This is a genomic window from Kitasatospora sp. NPDC056273 (genome assembly GCF_042268845.1).
In the GTDB taxonomy this organism is placed as follows: domain Bacteria; phylum Actinomycetota; class Actinomycetes; order Streptomycetales; family Streptomycetaceae; genus Kitasatospora.
The window spans coordinates 103,405-119,182 of record NZ_JBHJSJ010000008.1 but is presented as its reverse complement, the minus strand read 5'-3'; the positions used below and the strand labels follow the sequence as shown (position 1 = coordinate 119,182).

12 protein-coding genes are annotated in these 15,778 nt (G+C 72.5%); 7 read left to right on the top strand and 5 right to left on the bottom strand.

Annotated elements, in window-relative coordinates:
- Positions 1-66: 66 nt before the first annotated feature.
- From ACFCY1_RS10210 to ACFCY1_RS10185, 6 genes are all read left to right on the top strand, one after another.
- Positions 67-1,692 (top strand): ABC transporter substrate-binding protein, encoded by a 1,626-nt coding sequence (locus ACFCY1_RS10210; RefSeq protein WP_049654867.1) that lies wholly within the window; start codon positions 67-69, stop codon positions 1,690-1,692.
- A gap of 115 nt (positions 1,693-1,807) precedes the next feature.
- A complete protein-coding gene (locus ACFCY1_RS10205) occupies positions 1,808-2,734 on the top strand; it encodes an ABC transporter permease (protein WP_049654864.1) in 927 nt (308 codons plus the stop codon).
- Between the two features lie 76 nt (positions 2,735-2,810).
- A complete protein-coding gene (locus ACFCY1_RS10200) occupies positions 2,811-3,725 on the top strand; it encodes an ABC transporter permease (protein ID WP_074001556.1) in 915 nt (304 codons plus the stop codon).
- 16 nt (positions 3,726-3,741) lie between these two features.
- Positions 3,742-4,794: an ABC transporter ATP-binding protein gene (locus ACFCY1_RS10195; protein ID WP_375874151.1), complete on the top strand. Its 1,053-nt coding sequence runs from the start codon at positions 3,742-3,744 to the stop codon at positions 4,792-4,794.
- Positions 4,784-5,878 carry an ABC transporter ATP-binding protein gene (locus ACFCY1_RS10190; protein ID WP_074001356.1) on the top strand — a complete coding sequence of 365 codons (1,095 nt, stop codon included), beginning with the start codon at positions 4,784-4,786 and terminating at the stop codon, positions 5,876-5,878. Before ACFCY1_RS10195 ends, ACFCY1_RS10190 begins: the two co-directional genes overlap by 11 nt.
- Positions 5,879-6,035: 157 nt before the next feature.
- Complete coding sequence (locus tag ACFCY1_RS10185) at positions 6,036-7,085, top strand: ABC transporter ATP-binding protein (RefSeq protein WP_074001357.1); 1,050 nt, start codon at positions 6,036-6,038, stop codon at positions 7,083-7,085.
- Positions 7,086-7,098: 13 nt separating this feature from the next.
- On the opposite strand, the gene ACFCY1_RS10180 is transcribed toward ACFCY1_RS10185, so the two are convergent.
- From ACFCY1_RS10180 to ACFCY1_RS10160, 5 genes are all read right to left on the bottom strand, one after another.
- A complete protein-coding gene (locus tag ACFCY1_RS10180) occupies positions 7,099-8,811 on the bottom strand; it encodes an ABC transporter family substrate-binding protein (protein WP_375874150.1) in 1,713 nt (570 codons plus the stop codon).
- Between the two features lie 165 nt (positions 8,812-8,976).
- Positions 8,977-11,439 carry a peptidoglycan binding domain-containing protein gene (locus ACFCY1_RS10175; protein WP_375874149.1) on the bottom strand — a complete coding sequence of 821 codons (2,463 nt, stop codon included), beginning with the start codon at positions 11,437-11,439 and terminating at the stop codon, positions 8,977-8,979.
- A gap of 244 nt (positions 11,440-11,683) precedes the next feature.
- Positions 11,684-12,142: a DUF6113 family protein gene (locus tag ACFCY1_RS10170; protein ID WP_220450057.1), complete on the bottom strand. Its 459-nt coding sequence runs from the start codon at positions 12,140-12,142 to the stop codon at positions 11,684-11,686.
- Complete coding sequence (gene mshB / locus ACFCY1_RS10165) at positions 12,139-13,047, bottom strand: N-acetyl-1-D-myo-inositol-2-amino-2-deoxy-alpha-D-glucopyranoside deacetylase (protein ID WP_049658011.1); 909 nt, start codon at positions 13,045-13,047, stop codon at positions 12,139-12,141. Before mshB ends, ACFCY1_RS10170 begins: the two co-directional genes overlap by 4 nt.
- A gap of 31 nt (positions 13,048-13,078) precedes the next feature.
- Positions 13,079-13,273 carry a DUF2304 family protein gene (locus ACFCY1_RS10160; protein ID WP_049658010.1) on the bottom strand — a complete coding sequence of 65 codons (195 nt, stop codon included), beginning with the start codon at positions 13,271-13,273 and terminating at the stop codon, positions 13,079-13,081.
- Positions 13,274-13,586: 313 nt separating this feature from the next.
- On the opposite strand from ACFCY1_RS10160, the gene ACFCY1_RS10155 reads away from it, so the two are divergent.
- Entirely contained in the window at positions 13,587-15,740 is a 2,154-nt protein-coding gene (locus ACFCY1_RS10155) for a prolyl oligopeptidase family serine peptidase (protein WP_375874148.1), read from the top strand.
- The last annotated feature ends 38 nt before the right edge of the window (positions 15,741-15,778 follow it).

Here is a 15,778-nt window from a genome sequence, read left to right as displayed (position 1 = left end):
CGCGCCGTCGCCGGGGCGCGCTTCTCATGGGGTGTGATGCGAAACACACCCTGAGGAGGGACCTCCATGCCCGTAGCCGCCCGTGCTCGTTGGGTCCTCGCCGTTGCGACCTCCGTGGCCCTGGTGGCCACCGGCTGCAGCAGCAGTAGCGGCGGAGGGGGCAGCGGTTCGTCGGACGCCGGCAAGTCCTTCAGCTACCAGAGCAACGAGCCGCAGAACCCGTTGCAGCCGGCCAACGCGAACGAGGTCGGCGGCGGTCGCATCATCCAGAACCTCTTCAAGGGGCTGGTCGACTACGACCCGAGCAACGCCAAGATCCGGATGCAGGTCGCCGACAAGATCGACACCAGTGACTCGCAGACCTTCGACATCACGCTGAAGGACGGCTGGAAGTTCCACGACGGCACCCCGGTGCACGCCCAGAACTTCGTCGACGCCTGGAACTGGGGCGCCAGCCCGGCCAACAACCAGATCAACAGCTCCTGGTTCTCCGACATCGAGGGCTACCAGGACGTCCACCCGACCTCCGGCCAGCCCACCGCGGACAAGATGTCCGGGCTGACCGTCACCGACGAGCTGCACTTCACCGTCAAGCTGAGCCACAAGGTCTCGTACTTCGAGTACAAGCTCGGCTACATCGCCTTCTCCCCGCTGCCCGAGGGCTTCTTCAAGGACCCGGCCGGGTACGGGCAGAAGCCGGTGGGCAACGGCCCGTACCAGTTCGTCAGCTGGTCGCACAACAACAACGTGGTGACCAAGTCCTTCCCGGACTACCAGGGCGTGGACAAGCCGAAGAACGGCGGCATCGTCTTCAAGATGTACACCACGTCCGAGGCCGCCTACGCGGACCTCCAGTCCAACAACCTGGACGTGATGGACCAGGTGCCGCCGTCCGCGCTGGCCACGTACAAGAGCGACCTCGGGGACCGGGCGGTGGACGCGCCGCAGGGCGCCATCCAGAACATCGGCTTCACGCTCTACCAGGCCGACTGGGCGTCGCCGGACAAGGCGAAGGTGCGCCAGGGCCTGTCGATGGCGATCGACCGTGCCACCATCACCAAGACGGTGCTCCAGGGCTCCCGCAAGCCCGCCACCGCCTGGGTGGCCGAGGGCGTCGAGGGCTACAAGGACGGCGCCTGCGGCGAGTTCTGCACGTTCGACGCGGCCAAGGCCAAGCAGCTGATCCAGGAGGGCGGCGGCGTCCCCGGCAACAAGCTGCTGATCACCTACAACGCGGACGGCGGCCACAAGGAGTGGGTCGACGCGGTCTGCAACTCGATCCGGCAGAACACCGGGGTCGACTGCCTGGGCGACCCGAAGCCCGACTTCAAGACCGCGCGGGCCGCGATCACCGGGCACACCCTCAACGGCGCCTTCCGCACCGGCTGGGTGCAGGACTACCCGCTGAACGCCAACTTCCTGGCCGACGTCTACCGCACCGGTGCCGCGTCCAACGACTTCGGCTACAGCAACCCGCAGTTCGACGACGCGGCCACCAGGGCCGACGAGGCCGCCAGCGTCGCCGACACGGTGACCGGCTACCAGCAGGCCGAGGCCGTGCTGCCGAGCGGGATGCCCGCCATCCCGCTCTGGTACTACCGCACCAACTCGGGCTACTCGACCAAGGTGCAGAACGTGAAGTTCGACTCCTTCGGCAACCCGGCCTGGACCCAGGTCGAGGTCAAGGGCTGAGCCCCGAGCCCTCGCGCCGGCCCCGCCCTCCCCGCACGGAGGGCGGGGCGCGGTCTCTCGGCCGACCGGTCCGGTCGGCCGGGCACCCAGTCGGACACCTAGGAAGGAGGCTCGGATGGGCAGTTACGTGCTGCGTCGGGTGCTGCAGATGATCCCGGTGTTCTTCGGCACCACGCTGCTGATCTTCCTGATGGTCTACACGCTGCCCGGCGACCCGGTGGCGGCGCTGTTCGGGGAGAAGGCCGCCGACCCGGCCGTGGTCGCCAGCATCAAGCACACGTACTACCTGGACCAGCCGCTCTGGAAGCAGTACCTGCACTACATGGGGAACCTCTTCCAGGGGGACTTCGGCACCAGCTTCACCGGCCGTCCGGTCACCGACATCATGGCGGACGCCTTCCCGGTCACCATCCGGCTCGCCCTGATGGCCTTCGTCTTCGAGATGATCGCGGGCCTGGCCCTCGGCCTGGTCTCCGGCCTGCGGCGCGGCAGCGTCGCGGACACCCTGGTGCTGGTCTTCACCCTGGTGGTGATCTCGATCCCGGTCTTCGTGCTGGCCTACATCGCCCAGACGGTGTTCGCCACCAACCTGGGCTGGGTCACCCCGACGGTGCAGGACAGCTACGACCTGACCCAACTGGTGCTGCCGGCCGTCGTCCTGGGCTCGCTCTCGCTCGCGTACGTGGCCCGGCTCACCCGGACGTCGATCGGCGAGAACCTGCGGGCCGACTACATGCGCACCGCGGTCGCCAAGGGCCTGCCCCGGCGCACCATCATCTCCCGCCACCTGCTGCGCAACTCGCTGATCCCGGTGATCACCTTCCTCGGCACCGACCTCGGCGCGCTGATGGGCGGGGCGATCGTCACCGAGGGCGTCTTCAACGTGCAGGGCATCGGCAACGTCCTGTACCGGGCGGTCAACCAGAAGGAGGGCCCCACCGTGGTCGGCATCGTGACCGTCCTGGTGATCATCTACCTGGTCGCCAGCCTGCTCGTCGACCTGCTCTACGCGGTCCTGGACCCGAGGATCCGCTATGCCTGACATCCACGACGAGGACTCGTACGAGCCGCACCCCAAGCCCGGGGTCTCGCGCCTCGACTACGCGGGCGAGCAGGGCATGGCGGTCGAGCAGGAGACGTTAGTCGAACCGGACGTGGTGAAGCGGGAGGAGGCCCGCAGCCTGTGGGCCGACGCCTGGCGGGACCTGCGCCGGCGGCCGATCTTCCTGATCTCGGCGGTGCTGATCGTGCTGCTGGTGGTGATGGCGGTCTTCCCCTGGGCGTTCACTTCCGCGGACCCGCGCAAGGCCGACCTGGTGAACGACTACCTCAGGCGGCCGAACTGGGGCGACGTCTTCGGGGCCGGCTGGTTCGGGTACGACGCCCAGGGCCGGTCCATCTACGCCCGGGTGGTGTACGGCGCCCGCGCCTCGATCACCGTCGGCATCTTCGTGACCGCCGCCGTCACCCTGCTCGGCGGGCTGACCGGGATGGTGGCCGGCTTCTTCGGCGGCTGGGTCGACGCGCTGCTCTCCCGGATCACCGACATCTTCTTCGGCATCCCGCTGCTGCTCGGCGCGCTGGTGCTGCTGAACGCCTTCGCCACCCGCACGGTGTGGAGCGTGGTCATCGCGCTGGGCGTGCTCGGCTGGACCCAGATCGCCCGCGTGATGCGCGGGGCGGTGCTGACCGTCAAGCAGGCCGACTACGTGGTGGCCGGCCGGGCGCTCGGCGCCGGGACGGGCCGGCTGATGTTCCGGCACATCCTGCCGAACGCGATCGCCCCGGTGATCGTGGTGGCGACGATCGCGCTCGGCGGCTACATCGCCACCGAGGCGACGCTGAGCTTCCTCGGCATCGGTCTTCAGGACCCGACCATCTCCTGGGGCATCGACATCTCCTCCGCCCAGAAGGTGATCCGGACGGCGCCGTACGTGCTGTTCTTCCCGGCCGCGGCGCTCTCGATCACCGTGCTGGCCTTCATCATGCTGGGCGACGCGGTGCGCGACGCCCTCGATCCGAAGCTTCGCTGAGCGAGGGGAGCGCATCGTGAGTACAACGGTGGACACCACCGGGCACGAGCGGAAGGCGCCGTACCAGGGGCCGCTGCTCGACGTCCGGGACCTGCACGTCGAGTTCGCCACCCGGGACGGGGTCGCCAAGGCGGTGAACGGGGTGAGCTACTCCGTCGCGGCGGGGGAGACGCTGGCGGTGCTGGGGGAGTCCGGCTCGGGCAAGTCGGTGACGGCGCAGGCGGTCATGGGCATCCTGGACATGCCGCCGGCCCGGATCCCGCGCGGCGAGATCCTCTACCGGGGCCAGGACATGCTCAGGATGGGCAAGGAGGAGCGGCGCCGGATCCGCGGCCAGAAGATCGCGATGATCTTCCAGGACGCGCTGTCGGCGCTGAACCCGGTGCTCAGCGTGGGCTACCAGCTCGGCGAGATGTTCCGGGCGCACCGGGGGGTGTCCCGCAAGGAGGCGCGGGACAAGGCCGTCGAGCTGATGGACCGGGTGCGCATCCCGGCCGCCAAGGAGCGGGTGAACGACTATCCGCACCAGTTCTCCGGGGGCATGCGGCAGCGGATCATGATCGCGATGGCGCTGGCGCTGGAGCCGGACCTGATCATCGCGGACGAGCCGACCACGGCGCTGGACGTGACGGTGCAGGCCCAGGTGATGGACCTGCTGGCCGAGTTGCAGGCCGAGTACAACATGGGGCTGATCCTGATCACCCACGACCTCGGCGTGGTCGCCGACGTCGCGGACAAGATCGCGGTGATGTACGCGGGCCGGATCGTGGAGACCGCCCCGGTGCACGAGCTGTACGCCCGGCCCGCGCACCCGTACACCCGGGGCCTGCTGGACTCGATCCCCCGGCTCGACCAGAAGGGCCAGGAGCTCTACGCGATCAAGGGCCTGCCGCCCAACCTGCTGCGCATCCCCCCGGGTTGCGCCTTCAACCCGCGCTGCCCGCGCGCCCAGGACGTCTGCCGGGCCGAGGTGCCGGAGCTGTTCCCGGTCGCCGAGGAGGACGGGACGCCGTTGGAGGGGCGCGGCAGCGCCTGCTTCTTCTGGAAGGAGACCCTCCATGACCGTTAACGGGTCCAGCGCACTGGGCGCGGTGGTGCCGGAGGAGGTCGCCCTCGCGCGGGAGGTGCCGCGCGGCGAGCCGATCCTCGAAGTCCGGGACCTGGTCAAGCACTTCCCGCTCACCAAGGGCATCATCCTCCGGCGGCAGGTCGGGGCGGTGAAGGCGGTCGACGGGGTCACCTTCGACCTGATGCACGGTGAGACGCTCGGCATCGTCGGCGAGTCCGGCTGCGGGAAGTCCACGCTGGCCAAGGTGCTGATGAACCTGGAGCCGGCCACCTCGGGATCGGTCCGCTACAAGGGGGAGGAGATCTCCCGGCTCTCCGGGGCGGGACTGAAGGCCGTCCGGCGGAACATCCAGATGGTGTTCCAGGACCCGTACACCTCGCTCAACCCGCGCATGACGGTCGGCGACATCATCGGCGAACCGTTCGAGATCCACCCCGAGGTGGCGCCCAAGGGGGACCGCCGCAAGGCCGTCCAGGACCTGCTGGACGTGGTCGGGCTCAACCCCGAGTACATCAACCGCTACCCGCACCAGTTCTCCGGCGGGCAGCGCCAACGCATCGGCATCGCCCGGGGGTTGGCGCTCAAGCCGGAGGTCATCATCTGCGACGAGCCGGTCTCCGCGCTGGACGTCTCGGTGCAGGCGCAGGTGATCAACCTGCTGGAGCAGCTGCAGGGTGACTTCAACCTGTCGTACATGTTCATCGCGCACGACCTCTCGATCGTCCGGCACATCTCCGACCGGGTCGGGGTGATGTACCTGGGGAAGATGGTCGAGATCGGCAGTGACGCGGAGATCTACGACCACGCGACCCACCCGTACACCCAGGCGCTGCTCTCGGCGGTGCCGGTGCCGGACCCGACGGCGCGGGAGACGCGGGACCGGATCGTGCTCACCGGCGACGTGCCCTCGCCGGCCAACCCGCCGTCCGGCTGCCGCTTCCGCACCCGCTGCTGGAAGGCGCAGCAGCGGTGCGAGGTCGAGGAGCCGCTGCTGGTCGCGCCGTCCTGGCTGGGCGACGCGGCGCGGCACGACTCGGCGTGCCACTTCGCCGCGGAGCGGGGCGTCGAGCGGGAGTCCGGCTGACACCGCCCCCTTACCAGGGCGCGTCCTCGCAGGTGGGGGCGCGCCCTTTCCCGTGACGGAAAAGAGATCTGCCGCAGGCTCGCCAAGTACCCTCCCTTCCCTGATAGTTGCTCTGCGCCCAGCGGTGGGTGCCGCGGTGCTGAGGAGGGCGGCTCTGATGGACGCGGTGGAGGTGATCGGCGGTGGCCGGGGGAGCGTGGAGCCCGGGACGCCGCTGCTGGAGGTCGACGACCTGCACGTGGAGTTCCACACCCGGGACGGGGTCGCCAAGGCGGTGAACGGGGTGAGCTACTCCGTCGCGGCGGGGGAGACGCTGGCGGTGCTGGGGGAATCCGGCTCGGGCAAGTCGGTGACGGCGCAGGCGGTCATGGGCATCCTGGACATGCCGCCGGGGCGGATCACCGCGGGGCGGATCCTGTTCCGCGGCGAGGACCTGCTGACCATGGGCACGGCCGCCCGGCGGTCCATCCGGGGCGGGCACATCGCGATGATCTTCCAGGACGCGCTGTCGGCGCTGAACCCGGTGCTCAGCGTGGGCTACCAGCTCGGCGAGATGTTCCGGGCGCACCGGGGGGTGTCCCGCAAGGAGGCGAAGGAGAAGGCCGTCGAGCTGATGGACCGGGTGCGCATCCCGGCCGCCAGGCAGCGCGTCGGGGACTTCCCGCACCAGTTCTCCGGCGGGATGCGCCAGCGCATCATGATCGCGATGGCGCTGGCGCTGGAGCCGGACCTGATCATCGCGGACGAGCCGACCACGGCGCTGGACGTGACGGTGCAGGCCCAGGTGATGGACCTGCTCGCCGACTTGCAGGCCGAGTACAACATGGGACTGATCCTGATCACCCACGACCTGGGCGTGGTGGCGGACGTCGCGGACAAGATCGCGGTGATGTACGCGGGCCGGATCGTGGAGACCGCCCCGGTAAGGGAGTTGTACGCCCGGCCCGCGCACCCGTACACCCGGGGCCTGCTGGACTCGATCCCCCGGCTCGACCAGAAGGGCCAGAACCTGCACGCGATCAAGGGCTTGCCGCCGAGCCTGCTGAGCCTGCCGGAGGGCTGCGCCTTCAACCCGCGCTGCGACCGGGCGCAGGACCGCTGCCGCACCGAACTCCCGGCGCTGACACCGGTCACCAGCGAGTACGGGACGGAGCTGGCGGGCCGCCGCAGCGCCTGCCACTACTGGCGCGAGACGCTGCACGGCTGAGCCCGTCCACCCGCTACTTCACGAAGCCGACGTTCTCCCAGACGATGTCGGACAGGCCCTGCGCGCCGATGTTGGCGAGGTCGGCGCGGGCCCCGTACAGCTGCGGGCGCTGGTAGAGCGGCAGGACGCCGGCCACCTTCCAGAGCTCGCCGTCGGCCTGGTTGATCGCCTCGGAGGCGGTGCCCGCGTCGGCCGCGGCGGCGGCCCGGTCGAGTGCGGCGTCCACCGCCGGGCTGCCCGCGCCGACGTGGTTGGTGCCGCCGCTCTGGACGAAGTTGGCGCGGTTGCCGCTGGCCGGGAAGGGGGTGCCGATCAGCGAGTAGGCGGCGATGTCGAAGTCGTCGCGGTTGACGTACCGGTCGAAGAACTCGTTGGCGGGGGCGGTCACCGTGGTCACCTTGATGCCGACGTCCTTGAGCATGGCGGTGGCGTTGGCGGCCTCGCTCTGGGCCGGGGTGACGCCGGCCGGGACGACCATCCGCAGGTTCAGCTCGCGGCCGTCCTTCTTCCGTACGTCGCCGTCCAGCTTCCAGCCGGCCGCGTCCAGCTTGCGGGCGGCCTCGGCGGGGTCGTAGCGGGCCAGGCCCAGGGAGTTGTCCCGGTAGCCGTTCTGGTTGGTGACCAGCAGGTGGTTGTTGAGCGGGACGGCGGGCCAGTCCAGGCCGTTGAGGTCGGCGCGGATCACCACGTCCCGGTTGATCGCCTGGAAGACGGCCTGGCGCACGGTCGCGTCGCTGAGCGCCGGGGTGCGGGCGTTCAGGGTGAGCTGGCGGAAGTCCGGGCCGCCGGCCCGGCGCACCACGGCGCCCTTGGTGTTCCTGATGACCTGGTAACCGGCCACGTCCGGGCCGTTGTTGACGAGGTCGATCCGGCCCTGGGCGAAGGCGGCGGGCATCGCGTCGGGCAGCATCGCGTGGAAGACGATCCGGTCCAGCACGGGCTTGTCGCCCCACCAGGAGGGGTCGGCGACCAGCGTGACGGTCTGGGTGGCGCGGTCCAGCTGCTCGACCTTGAACGGGCCGGCGCTGACCGGGAACCCGTCCAGGTAGGAGCTGTTGAACAGCTCCGGGGTGGAGACCCTACTGGCCGGCAGCAGCGGGGCGTTGCCGGCGCTGTTGAACATCGACTGCCACTCGGAGAACGGGCGGTCGAAGGTCATCACGGCCTGGTAGTCGTCCTTGCCGCGCTCGACCGCCGAGACCAGCTCGAAGCCGGTGCTGCTGGAGGCCTTGTAGGCCGGGTCCTTCCCGTTCAGGGCGCGCCAGTTGGCCTCGATGTCGCGCCAGGTGATCGGGGTGCCGTCGGACCAGTGGGCCTTCGGGTTGAGCGTCCAGGTGACCACCTGCCGGCCGTCCCTGAGCTCGGCGTGCGCCTCCTGCAGGTAGGCGGGGTTGGGCGTCTGGGTGCCGGCGGCGTCCGAGCGGAAGAAGGTCGGCAGCAGCGGCTTGCTGACCATGACGGTCGAGGACTCGCTGCCGTCGGCGTGGATCGGCGACCACTGGCGGGAGAACTGGGCGATCGCCAGGTTCAGGGTGCCGCCCTGGCGCAGTCGGGCCCGGTCGTGCGGGTTGATGTCGATCGCGGTCAGCTTGGGCGCTGTGGTGCCGGAGGGCAGCGCGTCGCCGCCGCCCTGGACGGCGGTGCAGGAGCAGAGCGCCAGCGAGAGCGTGAGGGCGGTGAGACCGGCGAGCAGGGCCGTCCCGTGGCGCTGGAGGCGGCGGTGCATCGGCGTGCTCCCGGGGTGGATGTGGCGGATGGTGTGGCGTCACATCTTGCTGACCGGGAGGGGGCGTTGTCGAGGGGCGGGCCCGGATGCGGGCCCGCCCCCCGTGGGCGCGGGTTCGTCGGGGGCGGACGCGCCCGACCGTGCGGGTGTCCGACCGCGGACGGGTCAGACCACGAACTTGAAGGTGCGGTCCTTGTCGCCGGTCTTGTCGAACACCGAGGTGATGCCGTCCGCGACGTCCTGCGGGGTGATCGCGGCGACCTGGCCGTTCTTCTTGACCTTCACCTTGTCGAACGCGGTGCCCAGCTGGGCGGCGAGCGCGTCGAGGTCCCACTTGGGCACGATCTTGCCGGAGGCGTCCGGGACGAGCGTGAGCGCCTTGGCCGCGGTCTTGGGGCCGAAGTCCCAGGTCTTCGCGCCGGCCACGACGTGCACCTTGCCCGCGGCGATCTGCTTGCCGAGGCTGTCGGCGGCGGCCTGGAGGGCCTGGGTGGAGATCTTCGGCTGGGCGGCCGTGACGGCGAGGGCGATCGGCTGGTCGGGCTTGCCGTCGGCGCGGTCGCGGTAGGCCTGCTCGATCGCCTCCAGGGCGCTCGCCGACTCCACCGCCTGCCCGGCCCGGCCGGGCACGACGATCGGCTCGCCGTTGACGTCGCCGAACTTGATGTAGCCCTCCTGGAGGCCCTGGCCGGAGCCGGCCGCGAGGGTGTCCAGGGCGGCCCGGAGCTTGGCCTTGTCGACCTTGACCTCCGGGGCGACGGCCTTGGCGCCGCCCTGGAGCGACTTGATGACGTCGACCGGGTTGTAGCTGTGCTGGGCCAGGCCGTCCACGGTGGCGGTGGTGTCGAAGCTCAGCCCGGCGACCGCCGGGTCGAGGTCCACGGCCTGGTCGCCGATCTTCAGCTTGAGTGGCTGCTGGCCGGCCTTGCCGACCGACTCGTCCAGCTGGTGGATCGCCTGGTCGCGGCTGCTGCCGCCGATCTCGGCGCCGAGCACCACGGTGCCCTTGGGGACGTCGGACTGGTTGAGCATCAGGCCGGTGCCGTACGCGGCCGCGCCGAGGAACAGCACCGCGACGCCGCCGTAGACGCCCAGCTTGACCAGCTTCTTGCCGGCTCCGCCGCGCTTGGCCTTGGCGGGGGCGGCGGGCTCGGCCTTCGCCTTGGCGGGGGCCGGCGCGGGGGCGGCCTTGTCGCCCTTGGCGTCCTTGCTGCCCTTTCCACCCTTGCCGCCCTTGCCCTTGCCGCCCTTGGTGTCCGTGGCGGCCTCGGGCCGGGGGCCGGGGGCCGGCAGCGGGGTGACCGCGGTGGCCTCCGGGTCGCCGGGCTGCGGGGCGCCGCCGGGAGCGCCCGGGAAGAGGGCGCCGGGGCCCGCCGGGGTGGCGGGGGCGTCCTGGCCGGGAGCGGTCGGGCGCTGGGCGGCGAACGGGTCGGTGCCGGTCGGGGCCGAGGCGAACAGGCCCGGCTGCGGACGGCCGTCGGCGCCGTGCGGGGCGCCGTTCCGGGGCAGGCCGGGTATCGCGGCGGGCGGCGGGGTGGTGTCGCGGATCGGCGCGAAGCCGTCGACCGAGGTGTCCTCCGGGCCCGGCTCGCCGGCCGGTCCGGCCTGCGGGTGCGGTGCGGGGGCCGGGTGGCCGTTCGCCTGGAAGTCGTTGCGCGGACCGGACTGGCGCGGGCCGCCCGCCCGGTCGTCGAGCTGCTGCCCGCCCGGCTGCTGACGGTTCCGCTGGCCGCCGCCCCGCCGGGGGAGGCCGCCCTGCGGGCCGGCGTCGGGGACGGAGGTGCCGAACGGGTCGGCGACCGGTGCGACGAACGGGTCGGCGGTCGGCGCGAACGGGTCGGCGACCGGGGCGAAGGGATCGGCGACCGGCGTGAAGGGGGCGGCGGCCTCGTACACGCCGGGCTCCTCCACCGGGGCCTCGGCCTGGAACGGCGCGGCGGGCGCGGCCGGGCGCGGCTGCTTGCCCTGGGCGGGCACCGGGCGGCCGTTCGGGGCGCCGTTGGCGCGGGCGGCCTGGCCCGCGGCCGGGTGGGCACCCTGCGGGCGCGGCTCGGCGACGGCGCCCGGCACGGCCAGGGCCTCCGCCGCTCCGGCGGCACCGGCCGGCACGGCCGCGGGCACGGCGGCCGGGGCGGGCTCGGCGACCGGGGCCTTCTTCTGACGCGGCCGGAACCAGGCGCCGGTGGACTCCGACTCGGAGGTGGCCGGCGGGATCGGCGGGATCTGCCACTCCGGCGGCAGGTTCGGCGGGGCGGCCTGGCGGCCGCCGTCCTCCATCACACCGAGGACGGGCGAGGTCGGCGCGGAACGGTGCCGCGGGCCGCCCGGTTCGGCGGCGGCCGCCGCCGGGGCGTCATCGCCGGGGCCGTCCTCGTTCTTGACGGCGCTGCGGACGACGACCGGCGGGATCGGACGCGAGCCGGGGATGTTGATCCGGACCCGGGTGGTCAGGGTGGTCTCGGTCTTCGGACCGTCGTCCTCGCCGCCCGACGCGGCGCCCGGTCCGGCGTCCGCCCGGTCGCCGCCGGGGAGCCCCGGTGTGCCGTAGGGCGGGGTGCCCGACGGGTAGGCGTCCGGACCCGTGCGCCGGGGCGTCGGGTGGGCGTTGTCAGATTCGCGGCTGCTCAATGCTGCTCTGCTCCGGGTTCGCGGGCGGGCCGTGCGGCGCGACCGCGGTTCGTGGTCGCCGGGCCTTGACGGGGGCGGGCGGCGGTCGGGTACGGCGTTCTGCGGGACCACCATACTGGGAAGAACAGAGCGGCGAACGGCTTCGGACAGATCCTGATACGTCCGGTTCCTCCGGTATGAGAGTAAGGCCGTACGCTCCTGACTGCGCGTCGTACGCGGTACGGTACGCCGTGCACGACCGGGGTCAGCGCGGGGGGCCGGGCACCCCGGGGAACCAGCTGGTGCGAGTGGGCAGGGTGGCGCAGATCACGCCCAGCACCGAGCCGGCGAACAGCCAGGCCAGTGAGGTGGCGTTGGACCACAGCACGTTGTCGCCCTCGGGCCGGGGCACCATCAGCAGCAGCATCGCCAGGAACCAGCCTGCCGCGGGCGCGCCCGCGCCGAGCCGGGTGCCGGTGACCCGCAGGCCGGCGTAGAAGGTGGCGGCGGTCGCGGCGAGCGCCAACAGGACCCCCACCGGCGGCCACAGGGCCTGCACAAAGGATCCGCAGACCGACACCGCGACGCCCAGCAGGAAGAACAGGGCGTAGGCGGCGATCCGGGCGGCGCGCGGGGGCTGGGGCTCGGCCAGCCGCTCCTCGCGGGTGCCGAGCACGGCGGCGGCGAGCGGGCGGCGGGTCGGCCGGGCGGCGGGCTTGCTCATCGGGTGCCCTCCTCGGCGGGCGCGGCGTCGGGCGCGAGGCCGGCGAACAGGTCGTCCTCCGGCTCGCCCGGCCCGGCCTGGCCGCGCACCAACTGGTAGTACTCGGTGGTGAACAGCGGCTGGGCCAGGTCGTTGGAGAGCGCGAAGAAGGCGCCGTCCACGGTGATCTGGGTGGCGTGGGCGGTCATCGCGGCGGTCTTGCGCCCCGCCTGCGCGGCGCCGTCCAGCACGGTGGTGACCACCTCGTCGTCGACCACGCCGGGGACGTCGGCGGGCTGCGCGACACCCGGGAAGGACGCCTTGGCGGCGGCCTCGGCGAGCCCGGCCTCGATCACCGAGCAGGGCATCCGGTTCCAGTACACCTTGGCGATCCGCCAGGCCGGGCCCAGCTCCGGCCGGTGCGCCGGGTCGGCGGCCAGCTCGTACGCGCGCATCGCGACCCGGTGCGCCTGGATGTGGTCCGGGTGCCCGTAGCCGCCGTCCGGGTCGTACGTGACCAGCACCTGCGGGCGCACCTCGCGGACCACCGCGACCAGGTGGCCGGCCGCCTCGTCGACGTCCGCCTGCCAGAAGCAGCCGGGCACGTCGTTCTCGGGCACGCCCATCATCCCGGAGTCGCGGTAGCGCCCCGGGCCGCCGAGGAAGCGGAAGTCGGACACGCCGAGGGCGCTCATCGCCTCGGTCAGCTCGCCGATCCGGTACGCGCCGAGGGTGTCGTCCCGATCGGCCGTCAGGTGGGCCAGCTCCGGGGGGATCACCTCGCCGCCCTCGCCGAGGGTGCAGGTCACCAGCGTGACCCGGGCGCCCTCGGCGGCGTACCGGGCCATGGTGGCCCCGTTGCCGATCGACTCGTCGTCGGGGTGCGCGTGGACCAGGAGGAGGCGGCGGCCGGTAGTCGCGGTCATGGGGTGAAGCCTAACGACCGCCGTGGCGCGGTCAGAGCCTCAGGCCGTTGATCATTCCGGCGAGGTTGCTGGTGACCTGGCTGATCGACGGGGCGATCGAGCTGGAGGCCAGGTAGAAGCCGAGCAGCGCGCAGACGATCGCGTGCGCCAGCTTCAGGCCGGACCGGCGGATCAGGATCACCACGATGACCAGCATCAGCACGGCGGCGGAGATGTTCATGGCCATGTCGGCTCACACCCCTTCTCGGGCACGCCGCCTCCGGGGAGGCGGCGAGGGACGGTGCGGGACTGGGGGCTGCGGGCGACCGCGGTCCGGGACGGGGCCGGACGGCCGCTCGCGCGACAAGTCATACCCGATGGGTAAGGGTGGCATTACCCTCGGTGAGGCCACGCGCGCCGGGGCATCGTGGCATCCGAGGGGCGCATGGGCCGGTCGGAGGCGGTTTGGACCCCTTTGGGGCGTACTTGCCGACGATGCTCCGAACGAGTGATCAGTGCACGCCCGGGGGTGGTGGTCCGGCGTCATAAGGTCTGGTGCCATGACCTCCCACACCCCTGCCGACACCTTCCCACGGCAGTACGCGCGGACCCTGCGCTACACCGTCGGCGCGCCCCGCTCCTTCTCCGTCGCGCCCGACGGCTCGCGGGTCGTCTTCCTCCGCTCCGGCTCGGGCCGCGACCGGGCCAACCTGCTCTGGACCCTCGACACCGCCACCGGCGAGGAGCGGGTCGCCGCCGACCCGGCCGCGCTGCTCGGCGGCGGCGGGGAGGACCTGTCGCCGGCCGAGAAGGCCCGCCGCGAGCGCAGCCGCGAGGGCTCGGCCGGCATCGTCGGCTACGCCCTGGACGCGTCCGGCGCGCTGGCCGCCTTCGCCCTCTCCGGCCGGCTGTTCACCGCCGACCTCGGCACCGGCGCCACCGCCGAACTGCCCGCCGAGGGCCCGCTGTTGGATCCGCGCCCGTCGCCTGACGGCGCCCACGTCGCGTACGCCAACGCCGCCGGCGAGCTGCGGCTGACCCGCACCGACGGCGGCGGCGACCGGGTGCTCGCCGAGCCGGACGGCCCGAACGTCACCTGGGGCCAGGCCGAGTTCATCGCCCAGGAGGAGATGGACCGCGACCGCGGCTTCTGGTGGTCCCCGGACAGCGACCGGCTGCTGGTCGAGCGCGCCGACGACAGCCCGGTGCGCCGCTGGTGGATCGCCGACCCGGCGAACCCGGACCGCGAGCCCGCCGAGGTCGCCTACCCGGCGGCCGGCGGCGCCAACGCGGAGGTCGGGCTCTGGCTGCTCGACCTGTACGGCGGGCGCACCGAGGTGGTCTGGGACCGCGAGGCCTACCCGTACCTGGGCCGGGTGCACTGGTCGAAGGGCGGCGTGCCGCTGCTCCTGGTCCAGACCCGCGACCAGCGCGGCCAGCGGATCCTCGGCCTGGACACGGCCACCGGCGCCACCGAGGTGCTGCACGAGGAGAAGGACGGCGCCTGGCTGGAGCTGTTCCAGGGCACACCGGCCTGGACCCCGGACGGCAAGCTGGTCCGGATCTCCGACGAGGGGGGAGTGCGGGCGCTGGTGATCGGCGACCGCGCCGTGACCGGGGCCGACCTGCACGTCCGCTCGGTCGTCGCGGTCACCGAGCGGGAGGTGTTCTTCAGCGCCGCCGGCGGCGCCGAGGAGACCGACCCCGAGCCGGGCTGGATCGGCGTCGGCCGGATCAGCCACGACGGCACGCGGCTGGGCTGGGAGTCCGCCAACGGCCGGCCGTTCACCTCCGTCACCAGCGCGGTGCACGGCGGCGGGATCACCGTCCGGGCCACCGCCGAGCCCGACCTGCCCGGCACCCTGGTCACCGTCGCCCGGGACCTGCCCGAGGGCCTGGCGGTCGACGACGTCGCCACCATCGCCTCGTACGCCGAGACCCCGGCCATCACCGCCCGCCCGGTCTTCCGCTTCGCCGGCGAGCGCCGCATCCCGTCCGCCGTCTTCCTGCCCACCGGCTACGACCGCGAGCGGGACGGCCTGCTGCCCGTCCTGATGGACCCGTACGGCGGCCCGCACGGCCAGCGCGTCCTCCAGGCGCACAACCCGCACCTCAACTCGCAGTGGTTCGCCGACCAGGGCTTCGCGGTGGTGGTCGCCGACGGGCGCGGCACCCCCGGGCGCGGGCCGGCCTGGGAGAAGTCGATCGCCTTCGACTTCGCCGGGGCCACCCTGGACGACCAGGTGGAGGCGCTGCGGGCGCTCGCCGAGGAGTTCCCGCTGGACCTCGACCGGGTCGCCGTCCGCGGCTGGTCGTACGGCGGCTACCTCTCCGCGCTCGCCGTGCTGCGCCGCCCGGACGTCTTCCACGCGGCGGTGGCCGGGGCGCCGGTGACCGACTGGGAGCTGTACGACACCCACTACACCGAGCGCTACCTGGGCGACCCGGCCGAGCGGCCCGAGGTGTACGCCGCCAACTCGCTGAGCGGGTACGCGGCCGGGCTGGAGCGCCCGCTGATGATCATCCACGGGCTGGCGGACGACAACGTGGTGGCCGCGCACACCCTGCGGCTGTCCTCGGCGCTGCTCGCCGCCGGGCGTCCGCACACCGTGCTGCCGCTGTCCGGCGTCACCCACATGACCCCGCAGGAGGAGGTCGCGGAGAACCTGCTGCTGCTCCAGGTCGACTTCGTGAAGCGCTCGCTGGGCGTGTGACACCCGTCTGACCAGCGCTTTCGGCGGCCGGTGCCCCT